General features: G+C 42.2%; 10 protein-coding genes. 5 read left to right on the top strand and 5 right to left on the bottom strand.

Translation table 11 applies throughout. The features are described from left to right. Window positions 1-304: 304 nt before the first annotated feature. The 3 genes from ACGEDC_RS02520 to ACGEDC_RS02510 all read right to left on the bottom strand — a co-directional run bounded on the left by ACGEDC_RS02520 (window position 305) and on the right by ACGEDC_RS02510 (window position 2,800). A complete protein-coding gene (locus tag ACGEDC_RS02520; protein WP_394498214.1) occupies window positions 305-1,630 on the bottom strand; it encodes an ATP-binding protein in 1,326 nt (441 codons plus the stop codon). A 127-nt stretch (window positions 1,631-1,757) separates the two neighbouring features. Beyond that, window positions 1,758-2,432 carry a response regulator transcription factor gene (locus ACGEDC_RS02515; RefSeq protein ID WP_394496248.1) on the bottom strand — a complete coding sequence of 225 codons (675 nt, stop codon included), beginning with the start codon at window positions 2,430-2,432 and terminating at the stop codon, window positions 1,758-1,760. A gap of 2 nt (window positions 2,433-2,434) precedes the next feature. Beyond that, entirely contained in the window at window positions 2,435-2,800 is a 366-nt protein-coding gene (locus ACGEDC_RS02510) for a PepSY domain-containing protein (protein WP_394496246.1), read from the bottom strand. 329 nt (window positions 2,801-3,129) lie between these two features. On the opposite strand from ACGEDC_RS02510, the gene ACGEDC_RS02505 reads away from it, so the two are divergent. After that, on the top strand, window positions 3,130-4,119 hold the full coding sequence (locus tag ACGEDC_RS02505) for a choice-of-anchor H family protein (protein WP_394496244.1): 990 nt from the start codon (window positions 3,130-3,132) through the stop codon (window positions 4,117-4,119). 97 nt (window positions 4,120-4,216) lie between these two features. Here ACGEDC_RS02505 and xseA read toward each other — a convergent pair whose 3' ends face one another. Beyond that, complete coding sequence (gene xseA / locus ACGEDC_RS02500; RefSeq protein ID WP_394496242.1) at window positions 4,217-5,545, bottom strand: exodeoxyribonuclease VII large subunit; 1,329 nt, start codon at window positions 5,543-5,545, stop codon at window positions 4,217-4,219. A gap of 121 nt (window positions 5,546-5,666) precedes the next feature. Here xseA and guaB point away from each other — a divergent pair, with 121 nt between their 5' ends. The 3 genes from guaB (at window position 5,667) to tadA (ending at window position 9,628) form a co-directional block, all read left to right on the top strand. Next, entirely contained in the window at window positions 5,667-7,139 is a 1,473-nt protein-coding gene (gene guaB, locus ACGEDC_RS02495) for an IMP dehydrogenase (RefSeq protein WP_394496240.1), read from the top strand. Window positions 7,140-7,279: 140 nt separating this feature from the next. Next, window positions 7,280-8,857, top strand: coding sequence for a glutamine-hydrolyzing GMP synthase (guaA, locus tag ACGEDC_RS02490; RefSeq protein WP_055025666.1), 1,578 nt, complete (start codon window positions 7,280-7,282; stop codon window positions 8,855-8,857). 165 nt (window positions 8,858-9,022) lie between these two features. Then, on the top strand, window positions 9,023-9,628 hold the full coding sequence (tadA, locus tag ACGEDC_RS02485; RefSeq protein WP_394496237.1) for a tRNA adenosine(34) deaminase TadA: 606 nt from the start codon (window positions 9,023-9,025) through the stop codon (window positions 9,626-9,628). Between the two features lie 430 nt (window positions 9,629-10,058). Here the strand turns inward: tadA and mltF are convergent, their stop codons facing one another. Then, window positions 10,059-11,528, bottom strand: a complete 1,470-nt coding sequence (gene mltF / locus ACGEDC_RS02480) for a membrane-bound lytic murein transglycosylase MltF (RefSeq protein ID WP_055025665.1) — start codon at window positions 11,526-11,528, stop codon at window positions 10,059-10,061. Between the two features lie 459 nt (window positions 11,529-11,987). On the opposite strand from mltF, the gene purL reads away from it, so the two are divergent. After that, window positions 11,988-15,869, top strand: coding sequence for a phosphoribosylformylglycinamidine synthase (gene purL, locus ACGEDC_RS02475; protein WP_394498212.1), 3,882 nt, complete (start codon window positions 11,988-11,990; stop codon window positions 15,867-15,869). Window positions 15,870-15,976 lie beyond the last annotated feature (107 nt).

Genomic DNA, 15,976 nt, shown 5'->3' with positions numbered 1-15,976 from the left:
AGATATCGAATATCGATACTTTGCGAATGATAGAACTAGCTTAACCAAGTGAAAATGAACGTAAGATGAAAGCGGCCATTATGAGCGTAGAAATTAATAGAAAAGTGACCACAAGGATGAGCAACAAATAATTAAAAGCACTATATGCAGTAAAACATAGCGGCAGTAACAGCTACGAGATTGAGTTAAACGAGTTTTTAGAAGAAAGCATTAGCGGCAGTTTTTAGCAATACGCTAGCCATTTATGATAATAGGTTAGCAATCCTTAGCAAAAGTCTAGCAGCAGGTTAGCTTCCCAATAATATTAGCGAGCAAAACTGAGCATAAATTTAGCGCCGCCATATTCAGCGGATTTACTGACAGTGAGTGTACCTTCATAGCTCGTGACTAAATCTTTCACAATGGCAAGTCCAATGCCATGACCTTGATGGTAAGTATCAGCACGCATACCACGTTCAAAGATGGTCTCTTTTTGTTGATCCGTTAAGCCTTTACCATCATCTTCAATAATAAAAAATAAACATGACTCTGATTGCGTTACTGACAAGCACACTTGAGACTTCGCAGCTTTGCAGGCGTTATCGAGTAAATTACCTAACATTTCGCTTAGATCCGTTTCATCACCTTTAAATATCAACCCAGCTTGTGATTGATAATCAATATCTAATGATGAGTGTTGATGAATTTTCGATAATGTTCTAATCAGCTTCCCTGCGACTTCATCAATACTTACCCCTAAATGCCATGCAGTATTGGCTGACATTTTTGCTTTATTTAGCTGATAACTGATGATGTTATTAATGTTGCTTGCTTGCTCTTTAGAGTCTTCACTTAAATCGCTTTGGCTTTGCAATACTGCTAATGGGGTTTTTAAGCTGTGGGCTAAATCGACTAATGCATTTCGATATCGCTGACGTTGCTGTTGTTCAGTGCTGAGTAAAACATTGAGCTGTTTTGCGACTGCATTTAGTTCAGCTGGGTAGTTAGAGTTCAGTCGAGTTTGCTGACCTTGATCTACCAAGGCGAGCTCACGCGTAAATTGGTTTAAGGGTTTTAACGTCCAGAATAGCCAAATTGCTTGGATTAGCACTAATACAAGCATCAAAATAATCAGCCAAGTCCACAATGTAGCGCTAAATTCGCTGATCTGTTTTTGATAATCAGCATCGTCCTTAATGATATGGACTGTAATAGGTAGCGGCGCATTGGGTGTTTCAAAACTGACACTGAAACTATAAACCACATGATTGTTATCGCCATTGCCTGCCAAGTCATCAAAGCTTACTTGAGTCAGCTTTCCTTCCCCCATAGGTGGAGTAGGCAGCGCGAGTTCTGTTTTAGCTGGCGTTGGGAGGCTTAATCCAAAGAAAGACTCTGACTGCCACACCATTTGATTATCAGTAGTAATAAGGGCATATAGACCTGAGCCGATCACATTAAATTGATTTTCGAGTAAATAATTAGGCATGACTACGCTATCATCTTTCACTTCTGCTACAGCTAACACAGAGTAAACATAAGCACGTAATTGTTGGTTAATTGATTGCGTTATTTGATGCTGAAAAGCGCTATTAACTGTCACACCAATTAATGGCAATAACACCACAATTAGCAATAACCCGCTAAGCATTAGCCTTAACTTAAGCGAATCTAGCTGGGCAGATTTTAACGAAAATGACTTGTTCTTAAGCTGCACTAAACGAGTCAACTTAGATAATTGATTTGCGATAAACCTCGTCATTTTAGTGCGCATAAGATTAACTTAACGCGCGTAAGCGATAGCCTTGCCCACGCAAGGTTTCAATCAATTTATATTCACTGTTAGGGTCGAGCTTTTTTCGTAAACGGCGAATAAAAACTTCAATGACATTTGAGTCTAAATCAAAATCTTGATCATAAATATGCTCTATCAAAGTTGGTTTAGAAATCACTTCACCTTGATGCAACATGAAATATTCGAATAATTTAAATTCAGAGCTACTGAGAATAATTGACTCTTGATTATGGGTTAGTTCAAGCGTGCGTGTATTTAAATTAAATGGACCATTAGAAACAATAGGACTTGCCTGACCGACTGAGCGGCGAATAAGCGCATTCAGGCGAGCAACCAGCTCTTCTGGCTGAAACGGTTTGGTAAGATAATCATCGGCGCCAGAATCTAACCCTAGGACCTTATCTTGCCAACCATCTCGGGCGGTGAGGATCAAAATAGGGTAATCAATTTGTTGATTGCGTAACTGAGTAATCAAATTCAATCCATCAATCTTAGGTAAACCCACATCAATAATAGCAGCATCGTAGGGATATTCTGTTGCTTGAAACAAGCCATCTTCACCATCCGATGATATATCGACACTGTAATTTGCGGCTTGTAAATGCTCGGTTAGGTTTCTTTGCAAGCCTAAATCATCTTCAACTAACAATATTCTCATGGTTAATTCCTCGAAACTGAACCGGTACGTGCATTCACGGTGGCGTAAAACACCATGCCTTTATTAGAAAGCAGTTTGACTCGATAGCCAGGAGAACCATTCACTGATGTTGACTGAACAGAAAGCACTTTGGCAGCGTATTGCCTTTTAGCAACTTGTGCCGCTTGCTGTGAACTGTTGATTGCTAATTTCTTAGGTTGATTTCGTTTATTTTGGTTCGGTGCTTGATGAGAAGCATGATGAGTTGATTGTCCCCATGCGATAGAAGAAACAGCTGAAATAGGCGCAGCTTGGGTTAATCCAATATTGAGAAAGCTCAACATTAGCGTTAACACAGGTATGCTTAATTTCATTGTTACTTTGCTCATTGCCAAATCCAATTCAATATTTATCTTTGAAATCAGTCATCAGTGTAAAAGATCCCTTTCAATATAGAAACATCTGCTATGTATGAAGTTGCATTCCCTTTGTGAAATGAAGTATTGCGCGGCTAATATGAATGTAAGATGAATGGTCGTTTAATTGTATTTAATCACCAATTTCTGATGGTTAACTAGAACTTGTTGTCAATATTCTACTTCTACTGTTCAGCTTGCATTCATTTTCAGTGTTCTTAAATAACCCTCATTAACGATACGGAATCACGGTGATTCAATCACCCATTGATGGCTGTGATATCAATTAAGAGGGAACACACATGAATAGACAATACCCATGTTTAAGACGTATTAGATTGTTCGCTATAAGCTCAATAAGTCGTTTTTTGATGCTAGTGATGGGCGTTGCTTCGATGTCAGTAATGGCAAGTACTTCACAGCAAAGCATAATTGTCAGTGAGGGGCGTCAACTCTCAAGCATTGAGCAGGGGGATCCGTCTAAGGCTCAACATGGCGTATTGACTGAACAACAAAAAAGTACCCTGAATGAACTTGTGTTAAAAGAGAAGCAACAGCGACAAGCTGGTGAGTCCGCAGGAAAAAATCATGCAGAGAAACTGAGCCGCAGCGAGATCATAGCGCTTCGGGCAAGTGGTGTCATGTCTGCAAAAGTGCAACAAGGTTCGCCTGCTGCGCAAAGCTTATCGAATGGTACAGGGCTAAGTAAAATACAAAAGGCTCAGGTAAATCAGCAGGCTATCGTCGGTTATCGAGATTTTGACATTTATGCCGCTTATAGTCGTTTATTTGATGATTTAGATGAAGATGGTTTTTACCAAACGTTTAGCGTGACCTTTGATGCCGATGTTTATGGTTTTACTCAAGGAGAGGCTGCTAATGTTTATGCCGAACTTTATTTAAGTCGTAATGGAGGCCCTTGGGAGCATTATTATTCTACCGATGTGTTTACTATCTATGGTGATGCTACCGATGACGATTACGAAGTATTAACGACATTAGCTCAAGGTTATAAAACTGATTATTACGATGTGTTGATTGATTTATATGAACTGGGGTACGAGGACATTGTGGCGACATTAAGTAGTGAAGAGTCTGATGGATTATATGCATTACCATTAGAAAGTAGTGATAGAGATGCGGTTTATGAGGAAGAATACATTGAAGTGATTGAAACAGAGGTGCATGTCAGTGGCGGCAGTATGGCGTGGACTTCGTTACTCATACTCTTGTTGTTGGGTGTTCAGCGAGCAGTGTTAACAACAAAGCGATTAAATAACAATACTGATTAAACTTACAACGATGGAACGTCATAAATCAATTAACAAAATCCCGCTTAATGCGGGATTTTGTTATCAGTGATTTCTATCATTGGCCGTTTGGGGCCAATTACACTACCACTGATTTAATTTCACCTTGATACAGCTTGGTCGTTAGCGTTTCGCCCGCTTTTACCTGTTGGGCATTTTGTAAAATATTGCCTTTACCATCACGGGTAATACTGTAACCACGGCTTAATGTCGCTAATGGGCTAACGGTTTCTAGTTGATGCGCACTGTAATTCACTTGCTGATTGGCATTGACTAGCCTTGCTTTCATTGCTTCTTTTAAACGATTGGTGAGATAACTCACTTTGTTTTGCTCTAAGGTTAGCTTATGAGCGGGTGATCGCTGTTGCAGTCGACTCTTAAGTTGTTGCTGAGCTAATGTTGCATTAGCAAGCTTATGACGCAGGGCTGATTCAAGCTTTAACTGTATTTCATCAAAGCGTTGCTCAAGTTGTTGTAGCTGCCTTTTAGGATCTTCACGTTGTAGCTGGTGGCTTAACTCACTGAGTTGCGTGCTTTGATGTAATAAGTAATGACGCATTGATTGTCGTAACCGTGAAAAGGTCGAGTTAAGCTTTTGGGTCTTATTACCTTTATCATCTGATAATAACTCTGCGCCAGCAGAAGGCGTCGGAGCTCTTACATCTGCGACATAATCACTGATAGTGGTATCAATTTCATGACCTACCGCACTGACAACGGGCAGGGCGCTATTATAAATAGCATGGGCTAAGTCTTCATCGTTAAAGCACCATAAATCTTCTAAAGAGCCACCGCCGCGGGTAAGCAATAAAATGTCGACCTCTAAACGTCTATTGGCCGTGGAGATTGCCTTAATGATTTGTTTCGCTGCAGTCGCGCCTTGTACTTGGGTTGGGTAAACCACCACTTCAATTGACGGGTCGCGAGTAGAAAGCACTTTAACCACATCTCTAACCGCAGCACCAGTGGCAGAGGTAATAACACCAATTCGTTGAATATTTTGCGGTAATGGTCGCTTGGTTTCTGTTGCAAATAAGCCTTCGGCAGCTAATTTAAGCTTAAGCGCTTCATATTGCTGTGCAAGTAATCCATCTCCAGCTGGCAGCATTGACTCTAAAAGTAATTGATAGTCGCCACGAGGTTCATAAACACTGATAGAACCTTTAACTAATACTTGTTGGCCATTAATAGGTTTAAATGGCACGGTTTGATTACGACCTTTAAACATCGCACAGCGAATTTGTGAGCGACTGTCTTTTAATGTCATATACCAATGACCTGAATTTGGGGAAACAAAGTTCGAGATTTCGGCCTCAAGCCACACCTTACCTAGCTCACCTTCAAGCAGCTGGCGGACTTCGCCGTTTAAACGGGAAACCGTGTAAACATTATTTTTCGAGCTTTTCATCAAATTCAACCGACTAAGAGTATTTTTTAACTATTTTCCATTTACCAACCTAAATATGCAAGGTATAATCCCGCCGCAATATTTACCCTTTCCAACCCCTACACTTTCTGGGAGATGTTGCATGTTAAGATTAAGAAATGACGCACTAACATTTGATGATGTACTACTTGTGCCTGCTCACTCAACCGTCCTCCCAAATACCGCTGTTCTAAAAACTCGTCTGACTAAAAAAATTGAATTAAACACCCCAATCGTTTCTGCTGCAATGGATACGGTCACTGAAGCTCGCTTAGCGATCGCCATGGCGCAAGAAGGTGGTTTAGGTTTTATTCATAAAAATATGACGATTGAACAACAAGCTGAAGAAGTTCGTAAAGTTAAAATTTACGAAGCGGGTATCGTTCAACAACCTGTAACCGTCACGCCAAGCACCACACTTGCTGAGTTAAAAGAATTAACTGAACGCAATGGCTTTGCTGGTTATCCAGTGATTAACGATGCTAATGAGCTTGTGGGTATTATTACTGGCCGTGACGTTCGCTTCATTACTGACTGGAGCCGTACTGTAGAGCAAGTTATGACGCCGAAAGATCGTCTAGTGACTGTGCTTGAAGGGACTAAGTTAGATGAAGTGCAAACACTAATGCATTCACACCGCGTTGAAAAAGTATTAGTGGTTGACGATAACTTTAAGCTAAAAGGCTTAATCACGGTTAAAGATTTCCAAAAAGCAGAGCGTAAGCCTAATGCATGTAAAGACGAATTAGGTCGCTTACGTGTTGGTGCAGCTGTTGGCGCAGGTGCTGGCAACGAAGAGCGTATTGCGGCGCTCGTTAAAGCGGGTGTTGACGTATTGCTGATTGACTCTTCACATGGCCATTCAGAAGGCGTTTTACAACGTATTCGTGATACTCGTGCTGCATTCCCTGATTTACAAATTGTTGGCGGTAACGTAGCAACAGCTGAAGGCGCTTTAGCCTTAGTAGACGCTGGTGTTGATGCCGTTAAAGTGGGTATTGGTCCAGGTTCTATTTGTACCACTCGTATCGTTACTGGTGTGGGTGTGCCACAAATTACAGCGGTATCTGACGCTGCAGCAGCGGTTAAACATTTAGATATCCCAGTTATTGCTGATGGTGGTATTCGTTTCTCGGGTGACTTAGCTAAAGCCTTAGCTGCTGGTGCATCATGCATCATGGCAGGTTCAATGTTTGCGGGTACTGAAGAAGCACCGGGTGAAACAGAGCTATACAATGGCCGAGCTTATAAGTCATACCGTGGTATGGGCTCATTAGGTGCGATGACGCAAACTCAAGGGTCTTCTGACCGTTACTTCCAAAGCGATAACGCTGCTGACAAATTAGTACCTGAAGGTATTGAAGGGCGAGTTGCTTATAAAGGTAAGTTAAAAGAAATCATTCACCAACACATGGGCGGTTTACGTTCTTGTATGGGTCTGACGGGTTGCGCCACCATTAAAGAATTAAATGAAAAAGCTGAATTCGTAAAAATTACCTCAGCGGGTATGGGCGAGTCTCATGTTCATGACGTTACGATCAGTAAAGAAGCGCCGAATTATCGTAGCGGTTCTTAAATCATAAAGCGGCATATTGTTATGCCGTTTTTTTCAACCTTTTCTCGTCAGTGGTGACTAACAATACACAATGAGACAAGGTTGAAGTACACCTACGAAGAATACTGTTTTTAAAAGTAAACCCAGATATAAGGTATCCCATGAGCAACATTCATGAGCATAAAATCCTGATCCTAGATTTTGGATCGCAATACACGCAGTTAATCGCCCGCCGTATTCGTGAAATCGGTGTTTATTGTGAGCTTTGGGCTTGGGATGTATCTGAGGAGCAAATTAAAGAATTTGCTCCAAACGGCATCATCTTAGCAGGTGGTCCAGAAAGTGTGACCGCAGAAAACTCACCACGTGCCTCTGAGTATGTATTCAATGCCGGTGTGCCTGTCTTAGGCATTTGTTATGGCATGCAAACTATGTCTGAGCAGCTTGGCGGTAAAGTGATTCAAGGTGTAGGTGAAGGTGAGTTTGGCTACGCACAAGTTGAAATTCAAACTGAATCGGCGTTATTTAAAAGCATTGAAGATGCGATTAGCGCTGAAGGCAAACCTTTGCTTGATGTATGGATGAGTCACGGCGATAAAGTTTCTGAAATCCCAGAAGGTTTTGTTACTGTCGCTAAAACAGAAACCTGTCCATATGCTGCAATGGCGAATGAAGACAAGCGTTTTTACGGCGTTCAATTTCACCCAGAAGTTACCCATACTCGTCAAGGCAAGCGCATGCTTGAGCACTTTGCATTAGACATTTGTGGTTGTGATGCCAACTGGAAACCTTCTTCAATTATCGAAGATGCAATTGAACGTTTGAAAAAACAAATCGGTGATGATGAAGTTATCTTAGGCTTATCAGGTGGTGTCGATTCATCAGTAGTCGCTATGCTGCTGCACCGCGCCATTGGTGACAAATTAACGTGTGTGTTCGTGGATAACGGCTTACTACGTTTAAACGAAGCTAATCAAGTGATGGAAATGTTTGGTGACCACTTCGGACTGAACATTGTCCATGTTGACGCTGAAAATCGATTCTTAGACGCGATGGCTGGTGAAGCTGATCCAGAAGCTAAACGTAAAATTATTGGTCATGTATTTGTTGATATCTTCGATGAAGAATCAAAGAAATGTGTCAATGCTAAATGGTTAGCGCAAGGCACAATTTACCCTGACGTTATTGAATCAGCAGGCAGCGCCACCGGTAAAGCCCATGTGATTAAGTCTCATCACAATGTAGGCGGACTACCAGATGATATGGAGCTGGGTTTAGTAGAACCTTTACGTGAATTATTTAAAGATGAAGTCCGTAAGATTGGTTTAGAGCTAGGTCTGCCATACGACATGCTTTACCGTCACCCATTCCCTGGACCAGGTTTAGGTGTGCGTGTTCTTGGTGAAGTGAAAAAAGAGTACTGTGACTTACTGCGTTTAGCTGATGCTATCTTTATTGAAGAACTGCATAAAGCAGATCTTTACCATAAGGTCAGCCAAGCCTTTACTGTATTCCTACCAGTACGCTCTGTAGGTGTTATGGGTGATGGCCGTAAATATGACTGGGTTGTTTCACTACGTGCAGTTGAAACTATCGACTTTATGACGGCGCATTGGGCACACTTACCATACGACTTCTTAGGTCGTGTATCGAACCGAATCATTAATGAAATCGATGGTATTTCACGTGTGGTTTACGATATCTCGGGTAAGCCACCTGCGACAATCGAATGGGAATAAGTTTCCATTAATTAAAAAAGGCGCTTAGGCGCCTTTTTTATTGAGATAAATTTATTGCTGTTTGCCGTATAATCTAGTGAAGTTGGATGCATTGCCATTCACGATAAGATTTAATGATTAAGCTATATTCAGTAAGTTAAACATAGCAAAGCCTAAGAGACACTCATGACGTTAGAAAACAAAGTCCATATCAGCCAAAAGCAGCAAAGGAGTCAGGCTAAGCCATTAACTGCTGAAGAGTTAGCGGTACGTGCAGCTCAAGATGAAAAGTGGATGCGAGTGGCTTTAGCGCTGGCGACTAAAGCTGAAGAATTAGGTGAGGTGCCTGTTGGAGCTGTCTTGGTCAAAGACGATGTGCTTATTGCATCAGGATTTAATTTAAGTATTACTGAGCATGATCCCAGTGCCCATGCTGAAATGCAGTGCATAAGAGCGGCAGGCAAAGTGCTTGAAAACTACCGTATGTTAGGCGCCACGTTGTACGTTACCTTAGAACCATGCCCAATGTGCGCAGGGGCGATGATCCACAGCCGAATTGAACGAGTGGTCTTTGGTGCTAAAGATTTAAAAACGGGCGCGGCGGGGAGTGTGATAAACCTACTACAAGACTCGCATTTTAATCATCAACTTAGCGTGAATTCAGGCGTATTAGCTGATGAGTGCGCGAGCCAATTAAGTCAGTTTTTTAAGCGACGTCGGGAAGAGAAAAAAGCGTTAAAAAAACAATTAAAAGCGCAATCAGACTTGTTGCTGCAAAAAGGCGAAGAATAGTTTTTGACGGTTAAGCATTTTGCGCTGCTTTAGCTTAATGATATTACGGCGGCGAGCGTTATTATTTCTTTTCATATTTCACCTGTTAACTTGTTGAAATCTATTATTTAAAATCTATTCGTTAAAAGTTATTCGTTAAAAGTTATTCGTTAAAATCTCAGGTAATAAAATCGAATGTGTTAAAACCTAAGGTGTTAAAACATAAGCTATTAGAACATAAGGTATAAGTGAAGACATTAGAACGAATGTCTTATAAACCCTGAATCTTCCTTTTAATTACATCACTAAAGCCCTGTCGCTTAACGTTAATGGCGAGTCAGACGTTCTCATTCAGTAGGGCACTCAAACGTCAGTATCATGCCCTGACACTATTAATACCAAGTAATTATGAATGCTTTATTAAATGACACTTCTTAACGTGTGCATGAGCTTATTGCGCCGATGATTTAAGGAGCTCGTTTGGCTTATCATCTTGCTGCTCTTCGGTAGTCGATTCTTGCTCGCTTGCCTCTTTGGCTTTTGACTCTGCGAGCATCGCTTGTTCTTTGTTTTGATTATCAACCCAAACTAAGGTGTCGTAATAACGACGGATATTATCAACATAATGGGCAGCTTCGTTGCCTCTTGCGTAACCATAACGAGTATTTTTGTAATACTTACGCTGCTGCAATAACGGTAAAACTTGTTTTACATCACGCCATGCGCTGGGATCTTTCCCCATACCTTGAGTGATTTTACGTGCATCTTCAACATGACCTAAGCCAATATTATATGACGCAAGAGCAAACCAAATTCGCTGACTATCAGGAATAGACTCAGGCAAACGATCGATCATTTTTTGTAAGTATATCGCGCCGCCTCGAATACTTTGTTCAGCATCAAGTCGATTATCGACACCAACAGAGCTTGCCGTTGGTTGGGTTAACATCATCATGCCACGGACACCGGTAGGAGAGCGGGCGTGCGGGTTCCAATGAGACTCTTGATAACCGGTTGCAGCAAGTTTACGCCAATCTAAATCGCCAGCATGCTTTTCAAATAGCGCTTGATACTCTGGTAATACATTGTCGATAGCACGAATAAAAGCACGAGTATCCACATAGTCAAAACGCTTTACGTGGCCAAAGTATTTTTCGTTAAGGTGCTCTAGGGTGCCATTACGTTTTTGAATGTGCCAAAAAGACAGTAATGAGCTCAGTAAATAATCACTGTTAACTGGTGGCAGTAACCACACCACTTGGGTTTTCTCATCAAGGACAATACCTGCACGTAATTCAGGTAAGTAGCGTTGGTTGATCAGTAAGCTGTTGGAATCTGCAATGGTATAAAGCACTTCGCCTGAGGCGACCATTGAAAATAGCTCTTCATTGTCGCCATCAACAATTTGTTTCCAAGACAAGTTCGGGTTGGATTGCTTTAACTTAATTAAGGTATCGACCGCGGCAGACTCTGAGATAACGCTAATGTCACCTTGTAGGTCATTAAAGTCTCGTGGTTTAAGGTTCCCTGACTTGTATATTAAGACTTGGTTGACTTCATATAATGTGGGACCGAGAAGAAACTGCTCACGTCGATTGTTAGTCGTTGTGATCGCTGCGGCCACAATATCAATATCATTTTGGCGTAATGCTTCAAATAGCTGCTGACGATTGTGGTAGGGCACCATTTCAAGAGGAACATTGAGATATTCAGCAAACTTAGCGGCCATTTCATAATCAAAGCCACTCTCACCTTGGTCTGAATTAAGGTAAGTTTGTGAGCCGTAAAGCGTCCCTACCTTTAACACGGTACGCTGCGGGATCTGTTCAACATATTCAGTGATAGTAATGTCAGCACGATGACACCCACTGAGTAAAAAGTTGATTGAAATGATAGAGACTATCGTTAAGAGTTTACTCATATCCCTCTTTGTTAAATCCGTTAATGATAAATAGTCTTGTTATGGCTGCGTATCGCTAGGCAAGATTAAGTGTTGCTTGCTCTGATATTGCGGCTAGTTTTATGCCTATATCGATGCTGGTTTGCTATTCAGATTGTCCATAACCTGAATTAACATAACAGCGTTAACCTTTACGGTATAAATATACTGTAGCAGTAGTTTTGTATTTCACCTAGTCTGCTGGTGGTAACTGTTAAAATATACGGTTGAATTTATTAGTAAATTCGAATTTAAAAAAATAAAATTATCATAATTTGTTGCTGAAATAATAACACGATATTCAGCAGTTTATTTTTGATTGTTTTCGTTAACGGGAAACACTGTTCTAGCAAGCCTTCTTAGGTGATTTATATAGTCTGATTCCCTATAATAGCGCCAATTCTTACCCTACCAATATAATCAATAAGGTGAATTGACGTGATTGAGATCATTCGCGGAGCCCCAGCACTTTCAGCTTTTAGAGTTCAAAAGCTTATGGAGGCCTGCGAAAGCGCAGCCCTTCCTGTTGAGCAAATTTACGCTGAGTATATCCATTTAGCCGATTTAAGTGACAAGCTTGACGATAAAGAGTATCAGCAGCTTGAAACGATTTTAACTTACGGGCCTGCTATCGAATCTCATGCGCCAGAAGGTTCGTTATTTTTTGTTACCCCTCGTCCTGGCACCATTTCTCCTTGGTCATCTAAAGCAACCGATATCGCTAAAAACTGTGGCTTAAGCAAAGTAAAACGCTTAGAACGTGGTGTAGCTTATTACGTTGCCGGTACCTCATTAACTACCGAACAACTTGAGCAAGTAAAAGGCTTAATCCATGATCGTATGGTTGAAGTGATTTTACCTGAGTTTGCCGCAGCATCAGTGTTATTTGAACGCACTGAGCCGCTACCGTTTAAGAGTATTAATATTCTTGCTGAAGGTCGCCGTGCATTAGAAGTTGCCAACGTAGAACTAGGTTTAGCCCTAGCAGAAGATGAAATTGATTACTTAGTCGATAACTTCGTACGTTTAAATCGTAACCCTAACGACATCGAATTAATGATGTTTGCACAGGCGAACTCAGAGCATTGTCGTCATAAAATCTTCAATGCTGACTGGACTATTGACGGTGAAGTTCAGCCAAAATCATTATTTAAAATGATTAAAAACACCTTTGAGGTGACACCAGATAACGTGTTATCGGCTTATAAAGATAACGCTGCGGTAATGAACGGTAGCGTTGCGGGTCGCTTCTTCCCTGATCAAGACGGTGTGTATAACTATCACACTGAGCCAATGCATATTTTGATGAAGGTTGAAACCCATAACCACCCAACAGCCATCAGCCCATACCCAGGTGCGGCAACAGGTTCAGGTGGTGAAATCCGTGATGAAGGCGCTACAGGCCGTGGCTCAAAACCTAAAGCAGGCTTAACTGGTTTTAGCGTATCAAACCTTAAAATCCCTGGTTTTGTACAGCCATGGGAAGGCGATTACGGCAAACCTAGCCGTATTGTTACTCCGTTAGAAATTATGACAGAAGGCCCATTAGGTGGCGCTGCTTTTAATAACGAATTTGGTCGTCCAGCTCTTGTGGGTTACTTCCGTACTTACGAGCAAGAAGTATCAAGCCATAACGGTGTTGAAGTCCGTGGTTACCACAAGCCTATTATGCTTGCTGGTGGTTTAGGTAACATCCGTGAAGACCATGTTCAAAAAGGCGAAATCACCGTAGGCGCTAAGCTTATCGTATTAGGTGGCCCTGCAATGAACATTGGTTTAGGCGGCGGCGCTGCTTCATCAATGGCATCAGGTCAGTCTAGTGAAGATTTAGACTTTGCTTCAGTACAACGTGAAAACCCAGAAATGGAACGTCGTTGTCAGGAAGTGATCGATCGCTGCTGGCAGATGGGTGATGACAACCCAATTCAATTTATTCATGACGTAGGTGCTGGCGGATTATCAAATGCCTTCCCTGAGCTTGTGAATGACGCTGATCGTGGCGCATTGTTTAATTTACGTAATGTGCCTTCAGATGAGCCAGGCATGAGCCCACTTGAGATTTGGTGTAACGAATCTCAAGAGCGTTATGTGTTATCTGTTGCGCCTGAAAACTTAGAAACCTTCAGACAGATTTGTGAGCGTGAACGTGCTCCATTTTCTGTAGTGGGTGATGCGACTGAAGAGCAGCACTTAACCCTTGAAGACAGCCATTTTGATAACAAGCCAATTGATTTACCGCTTGAAGTGCTATTAGGCAAGGCGCCTAAAATGAGCCGTGATGTGGTCTCGGCTAAAGCTAAATCGCCAGCGCTTAATCAAGCAGAAATAAATGTAAAAGATGCGGTTTCTCGTATCCTACATTTACCAACGGTTGCAGATAAATCATTCCTTATCACCATTGGCGACCGTTCAGTGACAGGTTTAGTTAACCGTGACCAAATGGTTGGCCCTTGGCAGGTTCCAGTTGCCGATTGTGCTGTTACTGCATCAAGCTTTGACAGCTACGCTGGTGAAGCTATGTCGATTGGTGAGCGTACACCGCTTGCACTACTTGATTTTGGCGCATCAGCGCGTATGGCTGTAGCAGAATCAATCTTAAACATTGCTGGTACTGATATTGGCTCATTCAAAGACATTAAATTGTCAGCTAACTGGATGTCAGCAGCAGGTCACCCAGGTGAAGATGCGGGTCTTTATGAAGCAGTAAAAGCTGTCGGTGAAGAACTTTGTCCAGAGCTTGAGTTAACTATCCCTGTGGGTAAAGACTCAATGTCGATGAAGACTGCGTGGAATGATGCAGGTCAAGACAAAACAGTCACATCGCCAATGTCGTTAGTTATCACTGCTTTTGGTGTGGTAAAAGACATTCGTCATACTGTTACACCAGAGCTTCGCACAAACAAAGGCGAAACTGAGCTGTTATTGGTTGATTTGGCCAAAGGTCAAAACCGTTTAGGCGGTTCTTGTTTAGCACAAGTATTCAGCCAACTGGGTGATGTTGCGCCAGACTTGGATGATGCTGCAAGCTTACGTGGATTCTTTGAAGTCATTCAGCCATTAGTCGCTGAGCAAAAAGTGATGGCTTACCATGACCGCAGTGATGGTGGCTTATTCACCACATTAGTGGAAATGGCATTTGCTGGTAACACTGGCCTAAATATCGATTTAGCAGCGCTTAAAGGTAACGACCTTGAACGTTTATTTAACGAAGAACTAGGTGCGGTTATCCAAGTGGCTAAATCTGATAGCGCAGCGATTAAAGCGCAATTTGCCGCTGCTGGCGTTGATTGCCATAGCGTTGCGACATTAACGACTGACGATAACATCACAGTGGTTGACGGTGAACGTGCAGTATTCAGTGATTCCCGTGTATCGCTTCGTACTATGTGGTCAGAAACCACTTACCGTATGCAAGCCATGCGTGATAACCCAGAATGCGCCAAAGAAGAATTTGAGCTTAAACAGCAAGCTAAAGACCCAGGTCTAACAGTTAAATTAGGCTTTAACCCTAGTGAAGATGTAGCAGCACCTTATATCTTAAAAGGCGCAGCACCTAAGATGGCGATTATTCGTGAGCAAGGCGTTAACTCTCACGTTGAAATGGCAGCCGCATTTGACCGCGCAGGTTTTGAAAGCCGCGATGTTCATATGTCAGACATCTTGTCGGGTCGCATTAGTCTTGAAGAGTTCCAAGGTCTAGTAGCTTGTGGTGGCTTCTCATATGGTGACGTACTGGGCGCTGGTGAAGGCTGGGCTAAATCAATCTTATTTAACGAGCGTGCTCGCAGTGAGTTTTCTCAGTTCTTTGAGCGTGATGCGACATTAGCGCTGGGTGTTTGTAATGGTTGTCAGATGTTATCTAATCTGAAAGAAATCATTCCGGGCAGTGAGCATTGGCCACACTTTGTCCGTAACCGTTCAGAGCGTTTTGAAGCCCGTGCGAGTTTGGTTGAAGTGCAAAAGAGTCCTTCAATCTTCTTCGAAGGAATGGAAGGTTCACGCATGCCAATCGCCGTATCACACGGTGAAGGTCGCGCTGAATTTAAATCTGTTGAAGCATTAGCAGCTGCAGAAGCATCAGGTACAGTGGCACTGCGTTATGTTGACGGTAACGGTCAAATCGCAACGCAATACCCACAAAACCCGAATGGTTCGCCAAATGCAATTACTGCACTAACGACAACAGATGGCCGAGTAACCATCATGATGCCGCATCCAGAGCGTGTATTCAGAACCGTTGCTAACTCATGGCACCCAGACGAGTGGGCAGAAGACAGCCCATGGATGCGTATGTTCCGTAACGCACGCGTTAAGTTAGGTTAAGTTGTAACTTAACCTAGTATTGAGTTAACAGCTAAAAGGCGACCAAATGGTCGCCTTTTTTATTGGATGGGGTTTGTGTGGAGAGTATAGCTAACTCACTTTTGGAC

Origin of the sequence: Shewanella sp. ENK2 (assembly GCF_043568515.1) — a bacterium.
GTDB classification, from domain to species: domain Bacteria; phylum Pseudomonadota; class Gammaproteobacteria; order Enterobacterales; family Shewanellaceae; genus Shewanella; species Shewanella japonica.
Note: the sequence above shows the minus strand (reverse complement) of the source record. Positions and strands in the feature narration are given on the sequence as shown.